This window comes from Massilioclostridium coli, assembly GCF_900095865.1.
Classification (GTDB): Bacteria; Bacillota; Clostridia; order Oscillospirales; family Ruminococcaceae; genus Massilioclostridium; species Massilioclostridium facile.
Map to the genome: position 1 here is coordinate 153,586 of NZ_FMIZ01000007.1, position 16,098 is coordinate 169,683.

General features: G+C 38.8%; 16 protein-coding genes. 14 read left to right on the forward strand and 2 right to left on the reverse strand.

The window, feature by feature from the left end:
* Window positions 1-9: 9 nt before the first annotated feature.
* On the reverse strand, window positions 10-1,020 hold the full coding sequence (gene asnA, locus BQ2683_RS06200) for an aspartate--ammonia ligase (RefSeq protein ID WP_235843895.1): 1,011 nt from the start codon (window positions 1,018-1,020) through the stop codon (window positions 10-12).
* A 356-nt stretch (window positions 1,021-1,376) separates the two neighbouring features.
* On the opposite strand from asnA, the gene BQ2683_RS06205 reads away from it, so the two are divergent.
* The 7 genes from BQ2683_RS06205 to rplS all read left to right on the forward strand — a co-directional run bounded on the left by BQ2683_RS06205 (window position 1,377) and on the right by rplS (window position 8,767).
* A complete protein-coding gene (locus BQ2683_RS06205; protein WP_069988153.1) occupies window positions 1,377-2,357 on the forward strand; it encodes a DUF3089 domain-containing protein in 981 nt (326 codons plus the stop codon).
* Between the two features lie 428 nt (window positions 2,358-2,785).
* Window positions 2,786-4,180, forward strand: a complete 1,395-nt coding sequence (gene murD / locus BQ2683_RS06210) for a UDP-N-acetylmuramoyl-L-alanine--D-glutamate ligase (RefSeq protein WP_069988154.1) — start codon at window positions 2,786-2,788, stop codon at window positions 4,178-4,180.
* Window positions 4,181-4,195: 15 nt separating this feature from the next.
* Window positions 4,196-5,221 (forward strand): zinc-binding metallopeptidase family protein, encoded by a 1,026-nt coding sequence (locus BQ2683_RS06215; RefSeq protein WP_069988155.1) that lies wholly within the window; start codon window positions 4,196-4,198, stop codon window positions 5,219-5,221.
* Window positions 5,222-5,226: 5 nt separating this feature from the next.
* Window positions 5,227-6,246, forward strand: a complete 1,020-nt coding sequence (locus tag BQ2683_RS06220; RefSeq protein WP_069989461.1) for a M42 family metallopeptidase — start codon at window positions 5,227-5,229, stop codon at window positions 6,244-6,246.
* Window positions 6,243-6,971, forward strand: a complete 729-nt coding sequence (locus tag BQ2683_RS06225) for a GNAT family N-acetyltransferase (RefSeq protein ID WP_069988156.1) — start codon at window positions 6,243-6,245, stop codon at window positions 6,969-6,971. Before BQ2683_RS06220 ends, BQ2683_RS06225 begins: the two co-directional genes overlap by 4 nt.
* Before the next feature lie 19 nt (window positions 6,972-6,990).
* Window positions 6,991-8,259 (forward strand): methionine gamma-lyase family protein, encoded by a 1,269-nt coding sequence (locus BQ2683_RS06230; protein ID WP_069988157.1) that lies wholly within the window; start codon window positions 6,991-6,993, stop codon window positions 8,257-8,259.
* 166 nt (window positions 8,260-8,425) lie between these two features.
* A complete protein-coding gene (rplS, locus tag BQ2683_RS06235; protein ID WP_069988158.1) occupies window positions 8,426-8,767 on the forward strand; it encodes a 50S ribosomal protein L19 in 342 nt (113 codons plus the stop codon).
* Window positions 8,768-9,040: 273 nt separating this feature from the next.
* Here the strand turns inward: rplS and BQ2683_RS06240 are convergent, their stop codons facing one another.
* Window positions 9,041-9,460: an acyl-CoA thioesterase gene (locus BQ2683_RS06240; protein WP_069988159.1), complete on the reverse strand. Its 420-nt coding sequence runs from the start codon at window positions 9,458-9,460 to the stop codon at window positions 9,041-9,043.
* A gap of 213 nt (window positions 9,461-9,673) precedes the next feature.
* On the opposite strand from BQ2683_RS06240, the gene BQ2683_RS06245 reads away from it, so the two are divergent.
* From BQ2683_RS06245 to BQ2683_RS06275, 7 genes are all read left to right on the forward strand, one after another.
* Window positions 9,674-10,660: an AraC family transcriptional regulator gene (locus BQ2683_RS06245; protein ID WP_069988160.1), complete on the forward strand. Its 987-nt coding sequence runs from the start codon at window positions 9,674-9,676 to the stop codon at window positions 10,658-10,660.
* A gap of 108 nt (window positions 10,661-10,768) precedes the next feature.
* Complete coding sequence (locus tag BQ2683_RS06250; RefSeq protein WP_069988161.1) at window positions 10,769-12,031, forward strand: L-rhamnose isomerase; 1,263 nt, start codon at window positions 10,769-10,771, stop codon at window positions 12,029-12,031.
* Between the two features lie 455 nt (window positions 12,032-12,486).
* Window positions 12,487-14,040 (forward strand): ABC-F family ATP-binding cassette domain-containing protein, encoded by a 1,554-nt coding sequence (locus BQ2683_RS06255; protein WP_069988162.1) that lies wholly within the window; start codon window positions 12,487-12,489, stop codon window positions 14,038-14,040.
* A gap of 140 nt (window positions 14,041-14,180) precedes the next feature.
* Window positions 14,181-14,462, forward strand: coding sequence for a DUF6506 family protein (locus tag BQ2683_RS06260; RefSeq protein WP_069988163.1), 282 nt, complete (start codon window positions 14,181-14,183; stop codon window positions 14,460-14,462).
* A 105-nt stretch (window positions 14,463-14,567) separates the two neighbouring features.
* Entirely contained in the window at window positions 14,568-14,918 is a 351-nt protein-coding gene (locus tag BQ2683_RS06265) for a BMC domain-containing protein (RefSeq protein WP_069988164.1), read from the forward strand.
* A gap of 5 nt (window positions 14,919-14,923) precedes the next feature.
* Window positions 14,924-15,355: a EutP/PduV family microcompartment system protein gene (locus BQ2683_RS06270; RefSeq protein ID WP_069989462.1), complete on the forward strand. Its 432-nt coding sequence runs from the start codon at window positions 14,924-14,926 to the stop codon at window positions 15,353-15,355.
* An 11-nt stretch (window positions 15,356-15,366) separates the two neighbouring features.
* A complete protein-coding gene (locus BQ2683_RS06275) occupies window positions 15,367-16,074 on the forward strand; it encodes a hypothetical protein (RefSeq protein WP_069988165.1) in 708 nt (235 codons plus the stop codon).
* Window positions 16,075-16,098 lie beyond the last annotated feature (24 nt).

Sequence of the window (16,098 nt, forward strand, 5' to 3'; positions counted from 1 at the left end):
CATTTTCCATTACAGCAGGTGAATTCCATGGCTGTCACAAACTGAAATCATACTTTCTGGCCAAACAGAAGCCTGTACTTCACCAATATGGGCTTTTTCCAATAATACCATACATAAGCGGGATTGTCCGATACCGCCACCCATGGTAAGAGGAAGTTCGCCGTTTAGTAACATTTGATGGAATGTAAAGTTCTTACGTTCCTCGCATCCAGCAGCTTTGAGCTGGTTTTCCAGTGCATGCTGGTCAACACGGATTCCCATAGAGGATAATTCCATGGCACGTTCCAATACTGGATACCAAATGAGCAAATCTCCGTTTAAATTCCAGTCATCATAGTCAGGGGCACGGCCGTCATGAGGTTTTCCATCTTTTAAAGGACCGCCAATCTGCATTAAAAATACTGTTTTGTGTTCTTTACAGATCTGATTTTCCCGTTCTTTTCTAGAAAGGTTAGGATAAAGGGCTTCCAGTTCTGAAGTGGTAATAAAAAAGATTTCTTCCTCAATATAGGAACTGATTTGAGAAAATTGCTGATGTAATTTATTTTGGGTTTCTTTTAAAGCGTGGACAATATCTCGTACGGTTTGTTTTAAAGTTTCAATATTTCGAGTTTCAGGAGTAATAATTTTCTCCCAGTCCCACTGATCCACGTATACAGAGTGGCAGTTGTCTAGTTCTTCATCCCGGCGGATAGCATTCATATCTGTATATAAACCAGAACCAGGGGCAAAACCATAACGTTTTAAAGCAAGGCGTTTCCATTTTGCCAAGGAATGTACAATTTGTACATTTGCCCCGAGTTCTTTAATATCAAATTCGACCGGACGTTCCACACCATTCAGGTCATCATTTAAACCGGTATGTGGCTGTACAAATAAAGGTGCAGATACTCTTGTTAAATTCAACCGATTGGCAAGTGTTTGTTGAAAAGTATCTTTTACCAGTTTAATCGCTTTTTCTGTTTCGATAATGTTTAGCTTAGACCAATAGCCTTGCGGCAAAACCAGTGTGTGTTCCATATTTTCCTCCATCCATCCGCCATATTTTAGTTGCCAAAGCGGAAATTAAAAAATAATCTAAACAGTGCATCTGTTTTCATTTTATTTTATGCAATAAAAACCATAACAAATTTTATGTATGTTTTATTTTAACATTATATCCATCTTTTTGCAAGAAGTAAGAAGCAATCCCTTCATTTATTGTAGGAAATTTTTTATTTTATTCTTATAGCGAGCAACAACTTTATTTTCTATTTTATCATTGTACATAGACGAATACTAGAAAAATAGATCTAATTTTGTGGTGGAAATCATTTCAAAAGAAAAAAATTCATGTTATAATTTGAATAAAATGTTATAAGTAAGAAGGGAATGTTATGAAAAAATATTTATCTATCTGTTTTTGTTTGGTTTTTATACTTGTTTTTACAAGTGGATGCTCAAACGAAGAGATAAAGACGGAAATTTGTTATGCGAAACAAGAGAATTGGGCTTATTGTGAAACACAAACAGATAGTAGGAAAGCAGATGTATTTTTTATCTGTCCGACAGTATTCGATGGAAATGAAACGAATATGTCTTTGGAAGATGAAGATGTAAAAGAATCGTTTTTAGGAGCGATTAATATGGAAAAAGGGATCTATGATGGTTCTTGTCGTGTTTTTGCGCCTTATTATCGACAAGCAGGACTTAATGTATATGAATTTCCCGACGAGGAAAGGGAGCCTTATCTTCAATCCGCTTACAAGGATGTGAAACAGGCTTTTGAATATTATTATAAACACTATAATAAAGGAAGGCCAATTGTGCTTGCTGGGTTCTCACAAGGAGCAGATATGAGTTTGAGGCTTTTGAAAGATCAATTTGATAATAAAGAACTATCAGAAAAATTGGTGGCTTGTTATGCGATCGGGTGGAATGTGACACAAGAAGAATTGGAGGAATATCCTCATATGAAATTCGCTACCAGTGAAACGGATACAGGGGTAATTATTTCTTTTAACAGTGAGGCGGAAAATATAGCCGATTCCCTTATTGTTCCTGAAAATATGAAAACTCTTGCGATCAACCCTCTAAATTGGAAAACAGATAGTACATTTGCGGACCAAAGTTTAAACCAAGGAGCTTGTTTTACCAACTATAGCGGAGAGATTGAAACAGAAATTCCGCATCTTACAGGCGCTTATATTGATGATGTACGTGGTACCTTAAAGGTAATAGATGTAACGCCGGAGGAATATCCGCCAGTTTTAGAACTATTTGAAGATGGGATTTACCATTTATATGACTATCAATTTTTTTATCGGAACCTTCAGGAAAATGTCGGAAAACGGGTTGCTACATACGGATCTGATTGAAAATTTTCTATTATTGATATATAGATATATATTCGTATCCTAGAGGAGTATTTATGGATCTGTTTCTGCTGAAAAGACTTAATATCATTTACTATATGAAAATAGAACAAAGATGCACGAGAAAATCTACTCAAAGAATTAAAAAGATTATAGTATACAGAATAATCAATATGTTTTGATTATTCTATCAAGGAAAAACGGTACTATATCTTTCCAGGAATTGTGTGAATATCATTTTGATATGTATGGGGAACAGGATTCGTTGTTGCGAAAGAATTATAATTTTTTGAACTGATTAAGATTATTTTATTGTAAAGCTGGGCTTGATTAAACAAGGATTTTACAGCAAAAAGATTTGATTTTTTATGATAACAGAAGTATAATAATTTAGTTAAAGGTTAATTTATAAGGGTCTGGAGGATTTTGGTATGTCAACAAAAGCGGAGTTATTTTTTCAAGAAATGAACAGCAAGAAGATTGCGTTTATCGGGATGGGTGTTACTAACCTGAATATTATTAAACTGTTTTTATCCAAACAGCTGGATGTTACTGTCTGTGATCGGCAAACAAAAGAAAAATTGGGAAAAAACTATGATGAATTGCTGGCGTTGGGCGCCAAATTTGTGTTGGGGGAAGATTATCTAGAAACCCTTTGTGATTATGATGTTATTTTCCGTTCCCCAGGAATTTATTTTTACCATCCAGCCTTGCAGAAAGCAAGGGAGCATGGCTGTGTTGTGACAACTGAGATGGAAGTATTCTTTGATTTGTGCCCCTGTAAGATTTATGCGGTTACAGGTTCTGACGGAAAAACCACCACTACTACTTTGATTGGGAAAATGTTGGAACAACAGGGATTTAAAGTCCATGTAGGCGGAAATATCGGCAAGGCACTGCTGCCAGAAATTGAAACCATCCAGCCAGAAGATATTGCTGTAGTGGAACTATCCAGTTTCCAGATTATTTCTATGCGACAGTCCCCAGATGTAGCAGTGATTACCAATATTTCTCCAAACCATTTGGATGTCCATAAAAACATGGAAGAATACATTCAAGCAAAATGTAATTTATTATGGCATCAAAACGCATTTTCTAAGGCTGTATTAAACCATGATAACGAAATTACCGATGGACTGGACCGTTATGTAAGAGGAAAACTATGTAAATTTAGCAGGAAGGAATGCCCAACCACTGGAACCTGGTTGGACGAACAGGGCTATTTATATTTAGTCAACAATGGTGTCAAAACAAAATTATTCCATAAAGATGAGATTAAAATTCCAGGTATCCACAATGTAGAAAATTATCTTGCGGCAATCGCCGCTGTGTGCGATGTGGTAACCCCTGAAACCATGCACCAGGTTGCCACTACTTTTGGCGGGGTAGAACACCGTATTGAGTTAGTACGGGAACTGGATGGTGTAAAATGGTATAATGATTCTATTGCTACTAGTCCAACTAGGACAATTGCTGGTTTAAATTCTTTCCAGCAAAAAATTATTGTCATTGCAGGTGGTTATGACAAACATCTGGCATATGAACCATTGGCTCCAAAATTAGTGGAAAAAGTAAAAGCTTTGGTGTTGATGGGAGCAACTGCTCCAAAAATTGAAGCTGCTTTGCTGGCTTGTCCTGGTTATGATTCAGAACAGCTTCCGATTTACCATGCAGAGAATATGGAACAGGCAGTTCAGAAGGCAAAAGAGATTGCCCATCCTGGGGATATTGTTTCCCTTTCTCCTGCATCCGCCAGCTTTGATTTATATAAAAACTTTGAGGTGAGAGGAAATCACTTTAAACAGTTGGTAAATGAACTGCAATAAGCAGGAGGAATTGGAATGGAAAGAACAGAATTATTATTTCAGTTGGGGAGCCAGGTTGGCGTATCCGGCTTAGAAACCTCTGCAATACAATTCGCAAAAGAATTAATCAAGCCTTACGCCAAAAAAGTTGTGGTTGATCGAGGTGGCAGCTTACTGGCAACAATTGTAGAGCCAAAAGAAGGAAAGCCACACATTTTGTTGGATGCACATATTGACGAAATCGGGTTGATTGTAACTGGAGTTACATCCGGTGGATTTTTACGTGTAGCAGCCTGTGGAGGAGTAGACCGAAAACTACTATTGGCGCAAGAAGTAATTGTACATGGAAATCGAGATGTATACGCAGTAGTTGCTTCGAAACCACCTCACTTAGAAACAGCAGATGACCAAAAAAAATCCCCTGAAATTGACCAGATTTTATTGGACACTGGATTGACAGAGCAACAGGCAAAAGAATGGATTCCATTGGGAAGCCGGGTGTCTTTCTGTGCCCGACCACAACAGCTGTTAAACGGGAGGGTTTCCTGCAAATCTATGGATGACCGTTCCGGTGTCGCTTCTATTTTCATGGCGTTAGAGCAGTTAAAGGGAAAGGAACTTTCCTGTGGTTTGTCCGTGCTGTTCAGTTCCCAGGAAGAAACTGGGGAACGGGGAGCAAAAACAGGCGCTTTTGGTTTAGGTGTGACCCATTGTATTGCAGTGGATGTCAGTTTTGCATATACCAGTGACGCTCCGGAACATAAATGTGGCAAACTGAGCCAAGGGGTGATGATTGGTATTTCCCCTACTTTGGATGTTGGAATTAGCCAGGAACTAGAAGAACTGTCAAAACAATATCAAATCCCTTATCAATTGGAAGTGATGGGGGGAGCCACTTCTACCAATACGGATTCCTTGGCCTTAACTGGAGCGGGAATCCGATGCGGGCTTTGCTCGATTCCGCTCCGTTATATGCACACGCCGATTGAAGTAATCGACCCACAGGATGTGCAAAGTGTAGCAGACCTGTTGGCTGCCTATGTTTTGAAGATGGGGGGCTGATTGTGATGAAAGAACAATTGAGAAAATTATGCCAAATCAATGGGATTTCTGGAAGGGAACATAAGGTGAGGGAAGAAATCTTGTCCCAGATTTCCTCCTATTGTGATGACCTGCATGTGGACCCACTGGGCAATATTATCGCGTTTAAAAAAGGAAAAAAGACACCAAAACAAAAGCTTTTAATCTCCGCTCATATGGATGAGGTTGGACTGATTGTAGCCGGAATTACCTCGGACGGTATGCTGCGATTTGCCACGGTAGGAGGCATTGATGCCAGAGTATTGGTAGGGCGTTCTGTGTTGGTTGGGGATTCTGTCCCTGGTGTAATTGGAACCAAAGCAGTGCATATGCAGTCCGCTGAGGAAAAGGCAAAAGCAACCCCGGTAGACCAATTGTATATTGATATTGGCGCCAAAGACAAAGAGGATGCATTAAAGTATGTTTCTTTGGGAGAAAGTGTTTGTTTTCAAAGTGAACCTGTAGAATTTGGAAACAATTGCTTGAAAGCAAAAGCCATTGATGACCGTTTTGGCTGCGCATTAATGATACAGCTATTGCAATCAGAACTTCCCTGTGATTTATATTGCAGTTTTGTAGTACAGGAAGAAGTGGGTCTGCGAGGCGCAAAAGTAGCTGCCCATGATATTTGTCCGGATATTGCGATTGTACTGGAAGCGACAACTGCTGGCGATTTGGCCGGAGTAGAAGAATTAAAGCAAGTATGTAGCTTGGGAAAAGGTCCTGTCATTCCATTTATGGACCGTGCCACCATTTATGATTATGACTTGTATCAATTTGCAATGGAAACAGCAAAGCAACATCATATTCCGTGCCAGACCAAAACAGCAGTAGCTGGTGGAAACGATGCAGGGGCGTTTTCGGTTTCCTGTGGAGGAATCAAAACTGTATCAGTTTCTGTCCCTTGCCGTTACCTACATTCCCCTTGTTGCGTCATCAACTGGGAGGATGCGGAAAATAGCCTTGCTTTGGTTCAGGCAATGCTGGAAAGATTCGCAAACGAATGATTGTACAGATTCATCAAGAAAATAAAGGGCTGTTGGAGGCGTTTTTCCAGCAGGTAGACCATCCACAGCTATTAAAAATACAGGCGCATTATCGGGCTTATGGTTTACAATACCCCTTTTGCAGTTTTTTTGTGGCCGAACAGGATGCTGTAATGGCGTTAATCCATGGAGTCTTGCTCGTTTATGCAAAAGAATTTCAGCCAGAATACAATGAGTTTTTCCAGTGGTGTGGAGCGGGTTCCATTAGCATGAATCCAGTGGAAGGGGTTCGCCTTCCTTTGGCGGAATGTAGAACCGGTAATTTAATGGTTTGCAATAATCCTGTTTCCACCTCTGGAATTTCCTTGTCCAACGGGACAATTGAGCAGGCATTCCAAATCTTGCAACAGACGTTTCCAGAAGAATATTCCCAACAGTCCCATGACAGCTGGTATTGTGAGATGTCCCATTATATTCGCCATGGAGTGAGCAAATTGTTTGTAACTCCGGGACAAGCAACAGCGACGTTGTTTTGTGAAAATTCCAAGCTGGCGGTTCTCAACCAGATTGCTGTTTCCCCTAGTTTACAAGGAAAGGGAAAAGGTAGCCAGTTTGTGGGAAGTTTGGTAAACTATTTATTACACGAAAAAAAATCAGTTTGGGTATACAGCCGCAATCAGCGAACAGATCGTTTTTATCAACGGCTCGGTTTCGTAACCATAGAGCAATGGTGTGAATACAGATAACTACATAAAGGAGATATTTATGATTGAGAACTTTTTTTCCATTGATGGAAAATTATTGAAGCTTGCACAGCAGGCAGAAGCAGAAGCACAGGAGGCGTTTGCCCAGATTGAAGAAAATTCCGCTTATAATGAAGCGAAAGTGCTAAAAGCATTTATTGATAATCGAGTAAGTGAAAGCCATTTTGCCGGCAGTACAGGATATGGTTATGGTGATAGAGGGCGTGAAGCGTTGGATGCTGTATTTGCCCAGGCATTGGGAGCGGAAGACGCTCTGGTTCGCCATAATTTTGTTTCTGGCACCCATGCACTTACCACTGCATTATTTGGAGTACTGCGTGCAGGGGATACTATGGTATCCATTACTGGAAAACCCTATGACACCATGGAAGAAGTGATTGGCATCCGTGGGGAAGGGAATGGTTCCTTAAAGGATTTTGGGGTTTCTTATCGTCAGGTAGACTTGTTGGAAAATGGGGAACCCGATTATGACCAGATTCCAGAAATAGTAAAAGGGGCGAAAGTAGTTTATTTGCAGCGGTCCCGTGGATATTCTTTGCGTCCATCTTTTACAATTAAAGTGATTGAAAAAATGATTGCAGCAGCACGTTCCACGAATCCAGACGCTATTGTGGTTGTGGACAACTGTTATGGCGAATTTGTGGAAAAGAAGGAACCTTTAGCAGTTGGTGCGGATTTAATCATCGGGTCGTTGATTAAAAATCCAGGTGGCGGTATTGCGGAAACTGGTGGCTATATTGCGGGCAGAAAAGATTTGGTAGAGTTGTGTTCCTATCGTTTAACCTGTCCGGGAATGGGAAAAGAGGTTGGCTGCACCTTAGGACAGAGCCGTTCCATGTTTATGGGGCTGTTTTTCGCGCCAAGTGTAGTGGCAAATGCTTTGAAAACTTCCTGTTTCGCTTTAAAGCTATTTGAGTTGTTAGGATTTGAAGTGTATCCCAAATGCGGGGATCCACGTACTGATATCATTGCGGCAATCCAGTTGGGAACACCAGAAGGGTTGGTTGCGTTCTGCCAAGGAATCCAAAAGGGTTCCCCTGTGGATGCTTTTGTCGCACCGGAACCTTGGGATATGCCAGGATATGATTCGGAGGTTATTATGGCAGCGGGTGCGTTTACACTGGGTGCTTCCATTGAACTTTCCGCTGATGCTCCATTAAAGGAACCTTACGCTGTTTGGCTACAAGGAGGATTGACCTATGCCTCTGGTAAAACGGGGATTTTGCTGGCAGCCCAATCCATGTTGGAAAAAGGCCTGTTGAAATTGTAAAATTTCCTTGCTTTTTCAAATAATCTATGGTATACTAATTAAGCATTTATCCTACCGTCGTGCGGCTTGCCGTAAGGACGAGAGTTTATGCCGAATCAAATAAGCATGAAACCGGACAGTCCTCTGCCAATTGGGCAAGAATGTCCCTAAAAATTAGGAGGAAATTATGGACGCTTTAAAATTGATCCATGAATCAAGCATGAAAAAAGAACTGCCTGTTGTTAACGTTGGTGACACAGTAAGAGTTCACGTTCTCATCAAAGAGGGCGACAAAGAGAGAATTCAGGTATTTGAAGGAACTGTTATCGCTAAAAAACACGGCGGTGTTTCCGAAACCTTCACAGTTCGTCGTATCGCTTACGGCGTAGGCGTTGAAAGGGTATTCCCAATTCACTCACCTCATGTTGCAAAAGTAGAATTAGTTCGCTCTGGTAAAGTTCGCCGTGGTAAACTGTACTACCTGCGTGACAGAGTTGGTAAAGCTGCTAAAGTTAAAGAAAAAATCTAATTTTACTAAACAGAAAACACCCTGTATTTTTACAGGGTGTTTTTGTTTTATTATGAACTTTTAAACAGAAACATATAGTGTGATTTGCTAAATATGTAGTTTACAATCTTCATACCTAATCATTTCATTCTATTTAGGGATAAAAATCCTGTTTCTGTAACGGAGCATGAAGAGATACCGTTCTTAAAAACAAAATCCATAGAACTTTGCCGAAAGAATCCAATAAAATTTCTAGGGAATAAATTGGTTGATTTTTTAAAATGTAGGGATATTTTATTCCTGTTCAGCTGCTTTTTGAGCAATTGCTAAAATTTCTGGAAAATGTTTTTTCATATTGATCGGTTTCAAGCTGGTTGTTGTCCAGGCATGTTTGGTAAATCCAAAATTGATTGGCTTCTCTTCCCCGTTGCGGTACACTTCATATCCAAATTCAATACGGGAAGGGGTTAGTTTTGTAATCCTAGTACAGATGGTCAGCTCATCTTCATAATAAGCAGAACTTTTGTAGGTAGAACCCAATTCCAATAGTGGAAGCATCACACCGGCTTGTTCCATTTCAGAGTAGGTCATACCTGCCTGTTTGATAAAATCTGTCCTTGCTGCCTCATACCATACTGGGTAAACAGAATGGTGGATAATCCCCATCTGGTCTGTTTCTGCATAGCGGGCAATAATTTTTGTTTTTGAAACCATTTGTTACACCTCATTTATGACAAGAAATAAATAGGAAACTTGAATTAGAACCTTTGAAATCCTTTATTTTTCATCATATCGCCTTTCTTTTTATTTGTCAAATCAGTATTGTTGGAAAAAAGAATTTTACATTACATTCCTACCTTTTTAGCGTAAAATATGGTATACTGACAATAGATTACCTTACTATTTGAATGGAAAGGGGGGCATTATATGAATCGGGAATTGGTTCGTCATTTTGAACCGGTAACAGCGGAAGAACAGCATATTTTGGAACGGATGAAACATGGGGTAAAGCGGATAGAGAAAGATTTATATACCTCTACAAAAGGATTTACAGTGGAAAGTAAAAAAATGATGCAAAAAACTGGAGTTTTAATTGATATCCGTCCCCATACCCGTTTTATTTCTTTTCCAAAGCATAGCCATAACTATATAGAAATTCTGTATATGTGTTCTGGTAGGACCAAGCATATTATCAATGGCAATATAGAGGTTACTTTAAATACAGGGGATTTGCTGTTTTTAAACCAATATTCTACCCATGAGGTGTTGCCTGCCAGTATTGATGATATTGGAATTAATTTTATTGTATTGCCGGAATTTTTTGATGTGACATTTGGAATGTTGGAAAAAGAAAATGTATTAAGCAATTTTATTATTAGCACTTTATGCCATAACGTTAATGATTCTAACTATTTGCACTTTAAAGTGGCAGATGTTTTACCAATACAGAATTTGGTGGAAAACCTGGTATGGTCGATTGTTTATCCACAGGAAAATGACCAGGAAATTAACCAAACTACAATGGGTCTGCTGTTTATGCAGCTATTAAATTATACAGATACTATTGAGCAGGTAAACCCAAACCAATATAAAAATTCTATTGTGATGAAATCCTTAAAATATATTGAGGAAAATTATAAAGAGGCCAGTTTGACAGAATTGGCTGCTAAATTAAACCAGTCTGTTTCTAATTTAAGTAAACTAATTAAAGAACAGACCCATTCTACTTTTAAAGAACTGCTACAAACTAAACGGTTACACCAGGCAGAACGGCTGCTTAATAACACAAGAATACCAATTACAGATATTATTGGGGCTGTAGGATACGATAATACCAGTTATTTTTACCGGATTTTCCGTGAAAAATATCATATGAGCCCAAAAGATTATCGCCGCTATCATCAAGGAAAATAAGGACGTAAATTTGATAAAATTACGTCCTTGTTTTATCGCGAAAAAACTCGTATAATACAAGTACTAACAGACGAAAAAGTCAAAATAACTAATGGAGGAATAAAAATTATGTACGATGTGAACAAAGGCTACGAAGTAGCAAAAGAATTTTACGCTCAGTACGGCATTGATGTTGATGAAGCAATTAAAATTTGTAATGAAACACCAATTTCTATGCACTGCTGGCAAGGCGATGATGTTATCGGTTTTGAAAAAAAAGAGGGCGGATTAACCGGTGGTATTCAAACAACAGGTAACTATCCTGGTAAAGCTAGAACTCCAGAAGAACTGCGCGCTGACATGGAAATGGCTATGAAATTTATCCCAGGTGTGAAAAAAGTAAACCTGCACGCAAACTATCTGGAAGCGGATACTTTTGTAGACCGTAATGAAATCGAACCAAAACACTTTGAAAAATGGGCTGATTGGGCTGTAGAAAAAGGTATTGGCTTGGATTTCAACCCTACATATTTCTCTCATCCAAAGAGTGAAGTAGCTACTTTGTCTTCCGCTGATGAAGATATCCGTAAATTCTGGATTGAACACGGTATCCGTTGCCGTAGAATTGGTGATTATTTCGCAAAAAGAACTGGTAAACCATGTGTTATCAATCACTGGACACCAGATGGGGACAAAGAATTCCCAGTTGATACAATTAGCCCTAGACTGCGTATGAAAGACAGCTATGACCAAATTTTTGAAGCAACGAAAGATGTAACAGGTGTTATTGATGGTATTGAATCTAAAGTATTTGGTATTGGTGCTGAAAGCTATACAGTAGGTTCCCATGAATTTTGCATGGGCTATGTAATGAGCAAAGGTATTGACCATATTATCATGACTCTGGATACCGGCCACTATCATCCAACCGAAGTTGTTTCTGCGAAATTAGGTGCTGTTTACGCATTTTCTGATAATGTATTACTGCACGTTTCCCGTCCAGTTCGTTGGGACTCTGACCATGTAGTAAACTTTGATGATGAAACAAGAGCGATTATGGAAGAACTGGTTCGCTTGGGCAAATTGGATAAAACTTATATTGCAACAGACTTCTTTGATGCTTCTATCAACCGTGTTGTTGCTTGGGTTAACGGTTTGAGAAACGTTAGAAAAGCAATCTTAGCAGCTCTGTTACAGCCAGTAGCTATGATGAAAGATTTGGAAGCAAAAGGCGATAACAGCTCTAGATTGGCTGTTACACAAGAATTTAAAGCTGCTCCTTTCAATCTGGTTTGGGATTATTACTGTGCAAAAGAAAATGCAGGCGTAGGTCTGGAATGGTTGGAAGAAGTAAAAGAATACGAAAAAAATGTTCAATCTAAGAGAGGCTAATTGATTTAGAATTTTATTTTCGTATGGCTTTTTCGTCAAAAACGTATTATAAAAACAGGCGGTTGGATTACCGCCTGTTTTTTTATGGGTGTATTAGCTCAGTCCATAACCCCTTTATCACTTATTTCGTAAATATATCTTTACATCTGTTCCAGGAATAAACTTATCAATGAGGATATTTTTATATTGGTAGTTTATCCACCAAAAAATAGCTGATATATTTATAGTAGCAATACCAAAAATTTTTGGATATTGGAAAAGAAATAGCATCTATTTTTCTTTATAAAATAAGGAATTGGTGAAATAGCAAAGAGATTTCCTGAAAAATTACTGTTCATCTTTCATAACGGCATACCCCTTGAAAATGTTGAATGGAGAGAACAGAAAAATCCTTGAATATCAGCAAATTTTATGCTATAGTGAAGAAAGATTTTTTCTGATTTTTGGAGGAATAAATGAGTATTTTAACGGTAGAACATGTAAGCCATGGTTTTGGGGCTAGAAAAATTTTAGAAGACGCTTCGTTCCGTTTATTAAAAGGGGAGCATATTGGGCTAGTTGGAGCCAATGGGGAAGGAAAAACCACCTTTTTAAATATTATTACAGGAAAATTGATGCCGGATGAAGGGAATATTAGCTGGTGCAAACGGATTACCACCGGCTATTTAGACCAGTATAGCACTTTAACTCCTGGAAAAACAATCCGTGAAGTATTACGGGAAGCGTTCCAATACCTGTTTGATTTGGAACAGGAAATGATGGAACTGTATGATAAAATGGGGGACTGTTCTCCGGAAGAAATGGATGCTATGATGGAAGACGTCGGGGAAATCCAAGAAACATTGGAACACAATGGGTTTTATATCATAGATTCCAAAATTGAGGAATACGCCAATGGTTTAGGCTTAGGAGAAATCGGACTGGACCGGGATGTAACCGAACTCAGTGGCGGACAGCGAGCCAAAGTGCTATTAACAAAATTGTTATTGCAAAACCCAATGATTTTGATTTTGGACGAACCTACTAACTTTTTGGATGAAAACCATATCGCTTGGCTGAAAAACTTTTTAAAGAACTATGAGAATGCCTTTATTTTGGTTTCCCATGATATTCCATTTTTAAACGATGTAGTGAATGTGATTTACCATGTAGAAAATGCTGTTTTGACCCGTTATACTGGAAACTATGAGCAGTTTAAGGAAATGTATGAGCTAAAAAAACGCCAACTGGAACAGGCATATGAAAAGCAGCAAAAAGAAATTGCCCATCTAGAAGATTTTATCGCAAGGAACAAGGCCAGGGTTGCTACAACCAACATGGCAAAAAGCCGTCAAAAAAAGCTAGACAAAATGGAATTAATTGAATTGGCAAAAGAAAAAATAAAACCCAGTTTTTCCTTCCGTACGGCTAGAACGCCAGGACGTTGCGTCATAACAGCGGAAAATTTAGTAATTGGATATGATTCCCCATTGACAAAACCACTGAACTTTATATTGGAACGTAACCAAAAAGTTGCGGTAAAAGGGGTAAATGGTTTAGGAAAAACTACCTTATTAAAAACCCTACTGGGCATACAGCCTGCAATTTCCGGAAAAGTAGAACTAGACCAATTTGTAGAAGTGGGGTATTTTGAACAGGAAGTGCCGGATTCTTCAAAGACAGCATTGGATACCATTTGGGAAGAATATCCCAGCATGACCAATGCGGAGGTACGGGCAGCTTTAGCAAGATGTGGGTTGACCACGGAACATATTACCAGCCAGATGAAAGTATTATCCGGTGGTGAAAATGCGAAAGTACGCCTTTGTTCATTAATGTTAAAAGAATGCAATCTATTGGTGTTGGACGAACCGACCAACCACTTGGACGTAGACGCCAAAGAAGAATTGAAAAAAGCAATCCGTGAGTTTAAAGGAACAGTATTATTAGTAAGCCATGAACCAGAATTTTACCAGGATGTTGCAACCGAAATTTGGAATGTAGAAGATTGGACCACAAAAATTGTGTAGTGGCATCGAAAATTTTTCTTAACAATAATAACCTGAGACATAGCCTCGTTTATGTTTCAGGTTTTACTTTTTCTCTATTATTCTTCCATATCTAGGATAAAATTGATGAGTATCCTAAATATAAATTTGAAGGAATTGCCATGAAGTTTGCATTCTTCATTATGGACACTGTGCAGCCAAAAGATCAGGCTGCTATCCACAACGGGGCAGCCCAGATAATAGGGGTAACCAATTTAACAGAGGCGTGTGAAGTGGCAAAGCAGCTATATGAAAATGGGGTTGCTTGTATTGAGTTGTGTGGGGCTTTTGGTGAATCTGGGGCGAAAGAGATTATCCATGCTACCAAAAATAAAATTCCCATTGGTTATATCACACATTTACCAGAACAGGATACCATTTATCAATCCGCTTTTTCAAAATAAAATTGCTAACAACCCTTTATCGAAGTTATGCCTTGACATCGGACGGAGAAAGTTCTACAATAATATTATGATACAAGATGAACAGAACAGGAGAATGTTTGATATATGGATAACCAACAGAAACAAAGGATTATCCAGGAATTTGTTCCTGGTAAACAAATTACTCTTGCCCATATTATTGCGAACCCTGTACAGGAATTGTGCGAAAAGCTTGGTATGATTGATATGGACAATGAGGCAATTGGCGTTATGACGATTACACCAACCGAAGCTGTTATTATTGGTGCGGATGTGGCTTCCAAAGCAGGTGGTGTTTCTATTGCGTTTGTAGACCGTTTTAATGGCTCTTTGGTAGTGTCTGGGGATGTGGATGCGGTGGAATCTTCTGTAGACGCTGTGTTGGATGTATTGGGCAATAAAATGCATTTTGATACAGTGCCAATTACAAGGACCTGATGCCGATGAAAAAGATGATGTTTGTTGGGGCAGTCAGTGCTGGAAAAACCACCCTTTGCCAAGCTGTCCACAATTGGGAGTTAAAATATAAAAAAACCCAGCAGGTAGAATTTTTAAACAATATTATTGATACACCAGGGGAATATGCGGAATTCCGTATTGATTACCGGGTGTTGGCGATTACTGCGGCAAATGCCGATGTGGTAGTGTTGCTGCAATCGGTCAGCGATAAAAGGAATATTTACGCACCTGGATTTTGCAGCATGTTTAACCGTCCCTGTATTGGTGTTGTAACGAAGATTGATTTGGCAGAAGATGAAAAAGAGCTGATCAATGCGGAGAAAAAGCTGCGCCATGCCGGATGTACAAAAATTTTCCGTTTAAGTAGTGTAACCCAGGAAGGGATTAAAGAGTTCCGAGAATTTATGGAACAATAGGTGTTAATAAAATGGATAAAACAAAAAAATTGCTGGTTTCTATCATAGCAGTTGTGCTTGTCGTCATTTTGGCGATAGGCTTTTGTTTTCTATGGTCAAAACAGAATATGGAAACAGATCTTCTTTGTTTAAACCAGGCAATTACAGCATTTTCTGGATTGGAAAATGGGGAATTGCAGTCGGTATCCAGCCGTTCTTCGGCTAATCAGGATGCTGAGATGGAGTATATAGATCAAATACATCTGTTGTTTTCTCAGCAGGAAAATCAGTTGGATTATTTGTTAGAACAGAAATCCACACAACAGCAGGAAACGACTTCATTTTGCTATAAATCTGTTTCCGGAAAAATGTTTTATCAAAACGATCAAGGTATTTGGGAAGAAGAGGACTTTTCTAATCAGGTTCCATCTGTGTTGGCTGAAATGTTATCCACATTGGAACAACAAAATGTTAAAAAACTTTCTGTTGTGAAAAAGGATGGAAATACAGTATATCAAGTTAAAATACAGCCATCCTCCTTATCAGATACCATAGGTGGATATCAAGATATCAGCTATATAAAAACCTATACTGTGGATTCTGAAGGGATGCTAATCCAAATAAAAACGGAAAACCAGTATGTCGTGAATCAAAATGGGAAAGAAGATACCTTAACGGTAACAACAGAAACAAAATTAATTAATAAAAATCAATCTTCTATCCCTGATGCGATTCAATAATCCTAACACCGCTATGCGGTGTTT

Bases quoted from the DNA above. Each gene is read 5' to 3' on its own strand.
- BQ2683_RS06265 (WP_069988164.1), top strand. From the start codon at position 14,568: ATGGATAACCAACAGAAACAAAGGATTATCCAGGAATTTGTTCCTGGT.
- BQ2683_RS06220 (WP_069989461.1), top strand. From the start codon at position 5,227: ATGAAAGAACAATTGAGAAAATTATGCCAAATCAATGGGATTTCTGGA.
- rplS (WP_069988158.1), top strand. From the start codon at position 8,426: ATGGACGCTTTAAAATTGATCCATGAATCAAGCATGAAAAAAGAACTG.
- BQ2683_RS06255 (WP_069988162.1), top strand. From the start codon at position 12,487: ATGAGTATTTTAACGGTAGAACATGTAAGCCATGGTTTTGGGGCTAGA.
- BQ2683_RS06215 (WP_069988155.1), top strand. From the start codon at position 4,196: ATGGAAAGAACAGAATTATTATTTCAGTTGGGGAGCCAGGTTGGCGTA.
- BQ2683_RS06260 (WP_069988163.1), top strand. From the start codon at position 14,181: ATGAAGTTTGCATTCTTCATTATGGACACTGTGCAGCCAAAAGATCAG.
- BQ2683_RS06225 (WP_069988156.1), top strand. From the start codon at position 6,243: ATGATTGTACAGATTCATCAAGAAAATAAAGGGCTGTTGGAGGCGTTT.
- BQ2683_RS06275 (WP_069988165.1), top strand. From the start codon at position 15,367: ATGGATAAAACAAAAAAATTGCTGGTTTCTATCATAGCAGTTGTGCTT.
- BQ2683_RS06245 (WP_069988160.1), top strand. From the start codon at position 9,674: ATGAATCGGGAATTGGTTCGTCATTTTGAACCGGTAACAGCGGAAGAA.
- murD (WP_069988154.1), top strand. From the start codon at position 2,786: ATGTCAACAAAAGCGGAGTTATTTTTTCAAGAAATGAACAGCAAGAAG.
- BQ2683_RS06205 (WP_069988153.1), top strand. From the start codon at position 1,377: ATGAAAAAATATTTATCTATCTGTTTTTGTTTGGTTTTTATACTTGTT.
- BQ2683_RS06230 (WP_069988157.1), top strand. From the start codon at position 6,991: ATGATTGAGAACTTTTTTTCCATTGATGGAAAATTATTGAAGCTTGCA.
- asnA (WP_235843895.1), bottom strand. From the start codon at position 1,020: ATGGAACACACACTGGTTTTGCCGCAAGGCTATTGGTCTAAGCTAAAC.
- BQ2683_RS06240 (WP_069988159.1), bottom strand. From the start codon at position 9,460: ATGGTTTCAAAAACAAAAATTATTGCCCGCTATGCAGAAACAGACCAG.
- BQ2683_RS06250 (WP_069988161.1), top strand. From the start codon at position 10,769: ATGTACGATGTGAACAAAGGCTACGAAGTAGCAAAAGAATTTTACGCT.
- BQ2683_RS06270 (WP_069989462.1), top strand. From the start codon at position 14,924: ATGAAAAAGATGATGTTTGTTGGGGCAGTCAGTGCTGGAAAAACCACC.